At 61.2% G+C, this 4,103-nt stretch carries 6 protein-coding genes; 3 read left to right on the forward strand and 3 right to left on the reverse strand.

Features of this window, described 5'->3' with window-relative positions; genetic code table 11:
• Window positions 1–268: 268 nt before the first annotated feature.
• Both VFL62_RS10880 and VFL62_RS10885 read left to right on the forward strand, forming a co-directional pair.
• Entirely contained in the window at window positions 269–580 is a 312-nt protein-coding gene (locus VFL62_RS10880; RefSeq protein WP_325172385.1) for a polyhydroxyalkanoic acid system family protein, read from the forward strand.
• 169 nt (window positions 581–749) lie between these two features.
• The gene (locus VFL62_RS10885; protein WP_325172380.1) at window positions 750–980 is read left to right on the forward strand and encodes a hypothetical protein; all 231 of its coding nucleotides are present in this window, start codon (window positions 750–752) and stop codon (window positions 978–980) included.
• 137 nt (window positions 981–1,117) lie between these two features.
• Here VFL62_RS10885 and VFL62_RS10890 read toward each other — a convergent pair whose 3' ends face one another.
• On the reverse strand, window positions 1,118–2,059 hold the full coding sequence (locus VFL62_RS10890) for a c-type cytochrome (protein ID WP_325172381.1): 942 nt from the start codon (window positions 2,057–2,059) through the stop codon (window positions 1,118–1,120).
• Between the two features lie 184 nt (window positions 2,060–2,243).
• Here VFL62_RS10890 and VFL62_RS10895 point away from each other — a divergent pair, with 184 nt between their 5' ends.
• On the forward strand, window positions 2,244–2,663 hold the full coding sequence (locus VFL62_RS10895) for a CHRD domain-containing protein (protein WP_325172382.1): 420 nt from the start codon (window positions 2,244–2,246) through the stop codon (window positions 2,661–2,663).
• Window positions 2,664–2,816: 153 nt separating this feature from the next.
• Here the strand turns inward: VFL62_RS10895 and VFL62_RS10900 are convergent, their stop codons facing one another.
• On the reverse strand, window positions 2,817–3,266 hold the full coding sequence (locus tag VFL62_RS10900; protein WP_325172383.1) for a c-type cytochrome: 450 nt from the start codon (window positions 3,264–3,266) through the stop codon (window positions 2,817–2,819).
• A gap of 111 nt (window positions 3,267–3,377) precedes the next feature.
• A partial coding sequence (locus tag VFL62_RS10905; RefSeq protein ID WP_325172384.1) for a xanthine dehydrogenase family protein molybdopterin-binding subunit occupies window positions 3,378–4,103 on the reverse strand: 726 nt, incomplete at its 5' end.

Raw genomic sequence — 4,103 nt, forward strand, 5'->3', positions numbered from 1 at the left:
TCCACACAGCTCGCATCCGGCCGAGCCAGTCAGATATAGCACCTTTGGGATCCCGGAGACCTGTGCATCGGTCAAAACTCCTTCGTCGGTTTCCGGTAAACGGCCGGGCGTGTGCCCGAAGGCTACGGCCAGTGATTTTGAAACGCCTGACTATCGTGCCAACCTTCTGGTTCAGCCGGCTCCCAGTTCTGCAGGCGTCCCGCCCACCTTCAATGCCGCGAATAAAAGTCCCGACGCGCCCACCGCGCCGGCTGACGGGAGCTCAAAAATGTCCGCACCGCTCATCGTTTCCATTCCCCACCGCCTTGGCCGGGAGGAGGCCAAGCGCCGACTTAAAGCCGGGTTGACGCAGGTGGCTGCGAGGTTTCCGGTGCTTCAGGTCGATGAAGAAAGGTGGCAGGACGATCGACTGATTTTTCGCGTGCGCGCCCTGGGACAGATCGCGTCCGGTCATCTGGATGTCGCAGAGGATCATGCCCGGCTGGAGGTCATGCTGCCGTGGCTGTTGCAGCGCTTCGCCAAAGCCGCCCAAGTCGCGATCGAGAAGCGCGGCAATCTGCTGCTGACGAAGGACGGCTAGTGTCGCGATTCCGAAGTTCGTATCATCGTGTCGCGCCACGCTTCGAACTTCTGAACGGCCACACAGCCCGAGGCGATGCTTCTGGCCTTTGTCAGCCGTTTGCGAAGCCTGAGATATGGAACTGACTCCGTCCTGCGGAATTAGAAAGCAGTCGAACAGGAGAATGTTCATGAAATGGGTTCTTGCAGTGGCGTCCGTCGCCGCTTTGTCGGTGTCTTCGATGGGTGAGGCCAGCGCCAAAGGATGCATCAAGGGCGCGATCGTCGGCGGCGTCGCCGGCCATATGGCCGGGCACGGCAAGCTCGGAGCCGCCGCGGGTTGTGCCATCGGCCATCATGAAGCCAACAAGCGCGATCCGAACAACTCCAACGCGCAAGCGCCGGACAAGTCGAAGAATTGATCGGCGACACCCTCGTTTGCCTTGATGAAAATCCGCCCGCTCCGGTAAACGCCCCTCGTTGACCTCGAGAATCGCGCCAGCTCGCGGATTTTGAAGAAAGCGTTCAACGAGAGCGTATATCCGCTTTATGCACCGCCCTAGCTCCCCTCTTTCTGCGCCTTCTTCGGCTTCGGCGGGCCATCGACCGGCGGCAGTGATTTCAGGTATTCCGCGATCGCCGCGCGATCGGAATCCGCTAGCTGCGACGTGTTCTTGATCACGCGCGCCATCGAACCGGCGGCGGAGTCATTGTCGGGCGTTTGCCCGGTCTTGAGAAAGTAGTCGATGTCCTTGACGCTCCAGTCGCCAATTCCTTTTTGGGTGATGTTGGGGACCCATCCCTCGCCTTCCGGGTTGGGTCCGCCGGCAAAGCGCTGCGCGGCGATGATGCCGCCGAGAAAATTGCGCGGACTATGACATTCGGCGCAGTGGCCGAGACTGTTCACCAGATAGGCGCCGCGATTCCATTGCGGCGAATGCGCGGTGTCGGGCATGAACGGCTTGCTATCGAAGAACAAGAGCTTCCAGATGCCGACGTTGCGGCGGATATTGAAGGGAAACGGCACGTCGTGATCGCGCACCCTGCCGGCAACCGGCTCGAGCGTTTTCAGATAGGCAAAGAGATCCCGGATATCCGAAATTCTGGCATGCGCGTAGGAGGTGTAGGGAAATGCCGGAAAATAATGCGTGCCCTGCGGCGAGACACCTTTCGTCACTGCGGTGACGAATTGGGCCTCGGTCCAGCCGCCGATGCCGTCCGCCTTGTCCGGTGAAATATTCGGCGCGTAGAACGTTCCGAACGGTGACGGGATCGCGAGCCCGCCGCCCAGCTTCAACCGATCGGGCTGGTTCGGCACCGCGTGACACGAGGCGCAGCCGCCGGCATTGAATACCCCCAGGCCGTTGGCGGGATTCGGCGTGAAGGCCGGACGCGTGACCGCATCGGCCAAGATGTCGCCTCCTGTCGCCGTCAGCCACGCGTAAATGCCAAAGCCGATGATCGCGGCAATTCCCGCATTGAGAAAAATTCGTCGCCGCATCATCGATCCGTCATGTGAAGGCTAGAGCCAATATAGCCTTCAGCCCTGTGTCGGCGGGATCGAAAAATGTTCCTGCCCAAGGTCTGGTTTAGGGAATAAATTTGGAACCCGGCTGTTGTTCGTTTCGTACAAGGATGTGGCAGTATTTCGAAACTCGCGCACCAGCGCACCCAGGGAGAAAAACATGAACAAGACCGCTTTCGTCACGCTTGCGTTCGCTGCGGCCGTTATCGTCGCCGGTCCGGCCTTCGCCGAAAAGTTCAAGGCCGTGCTCGACGGCAAGTCCGAAGTGCCGCCGACCACCTCGACGGGTACCGGCACGGCCGATATCGACTACGACCCGGCGTCCAAGAAGCTGTCCTGGAAGCTGACCTATACCGGGCTGAGCGGACCTGCGAAGGCTGCCCATTTCCACGGCCCCGCCGAAGCCGGCAAGAACGCCGGTGTTGCGGTCGCGATTCCCGGCGCCACCTCGAGCCCGGCGGAAGGCTCGGCCACGCTGACAGACGCACAGGCCGCCGATCTTCAGGCCGGCAAGTACTATATCAACGTGCACACCGAAGCGAACCCGGGCGGCGAAATCCGCGGCCAGGTCACGAAGTAAGCGCGAACGATTTGCCGGCTCACAGCGGTCTGGCTTCCTGACTGACAAAGGGGTGAAGGCCGTCGCGGCCTTCACCCCTTCTGCTATCTGCAATTAGCTCGTGCAAGCTTTGCCCAGTCGTGACGTGCCCGTATATCGACGGGCCGTCGCACCTCACTTCAGCTTGACGCGATAAGTGTCGTGACAGGCCGTGCACTTTTCCTGAATGGAATCGAAGCCGGCCTTCAGCGTCGCGGCATCCTTGATCTTGCCTTTGGTGTCTTCGATCGCCTTGATCACCGCAGGAACCTTGCCATCGAAATCCGCCTTGTTTTGCCAAATCTTCTGCGACGAACCGAAATTGGCATTGACGACGTCTTCCTTCGGGTTCGGCGTGAACACGGTCGGAATCTTGGCGACGTCGGCCTGAAGATCATTCAGCGCCTTGTCGATCGCGGCCTGATCGTAAGGCGTCTCGCCCTTGATCATCTTGCCGAGCACGCCATACATGCTCCTGCCTTGCGACTTCATCAGGTTCTGCTGGGTGACAGCAACATCCTGCTGCGCCATCACCGCGCCGGCGCCCAGCAACAAAGCTCCAACTACCAAGGCAGTCCGCATCATCCGTTTTGTCCCTTATGTTTTTCCAACTGACGTCAGTATGCTTAAGGCTCAGTACCTCTCCAAACCCCGAAATGATGACAACATTCCCGGGGCTTTCCTGGAGGTAACCGGTCACAGGCTGTGGCGGCGGCGATGCTCCTGGATCGCGGTCCAGACCCGCTCCGGCGTTGCCGGCATATCGATGTGGTCGATCCTGAATTCGCGCCACAGCCCTTCGATGATCGCATTGACCACCGCCGGGCAGGAGCCGATCGCGCCGGCCTCGCCCGCGCCTTTGACGCCGAGCGGATTGGTGGTGCACGGCACGTTGTGGGTCTCGAACACGAATGAGGGGCCGTCGGCGGCACGCGGCAGCGCATAGTCCATGAAGGTGCCGGTCTGCAGCTGACCGTCCTTGGCGCTATAGACCGCCTGCTCCATCAGGGCCTGGCCGATGCCTTGCATCGCGCCGCCATGCACCTGGCCTGCAAGCAGCAGCGGGTTGAGCGTGACGCCGAAGTCGTCGACGATGACGTAATTGACGATGCGGATATAGCCGGTGGCCGGATCGATCTCGACCTCGGCCAGATGTGTGCCGTTGGGAAAAGTGCCGTCGGCCTGCGTAAATGTCGCGCTGGCGTTGAGCTTGGACGGATCGATGCCCGGCCGCTTGGCGAGATCGGCAAAGCTGATCGAGCGGTCGGTGCCGGCGACGCGGATCGCGCCATCGTCGATCTCGAGATCACCCGCGCTCGTCTCCAGCGCCTCGGCCGCAAGCTCGCGCAGCTTGTTGCCGAGATCGCGCGTGGCGCGCTCGACGCTGACGCCACCGGTCGGTATCGAGGCCGAGCCGCCGGT

This window comes from Bradyrhizobium sp. (genome assembly GCF_035701725.1).
In the GTDB taxonomy this organism is placed as follows: Bacteria; Pseudomonadota; Alphaproteobacteria; order Rhizobiales; family Xanthobacteraceae; genus Bradyrhizobium.

Coding starts and splice junctions, on each gene's coding strand:
- VFL62_RS10890 (WP_325172381.1), bottom strand. CDS start 2,059: ATGCGGCGACGAATTTTTCTCAATGCGGGAATTGCCGCGATCATCGGC.
- VFL62_RS10885 (WP_325172380.1), top strand. CDS start 750: ATGAAATGGGTTCTTGCAGTGGCGTCCGTCGCCGCTTTGTCGGTGTCT.
- VFL62_RS10895 (WP_325172382.1), top strand. CDS start 2,244: ATGAACAAGACCGCTTTCGTCACGCTTGCGTTCGCTGCGGCCGTTATC.
- VFL62_RS10900 (WP_325172383.1), bottom strand. CDS start 3,266: ATGATGCGGACTGCCTTGGTAGTTGGAGCTTTGTTGCTGGGCGCCGGC.
- VFL62_RS10880 (WP_325172385.1), top strand. CDS start 269: ATGTCCGCACCGCTCATCGTTTCCATTCCCCACCGCCTTGGCCGGGAG.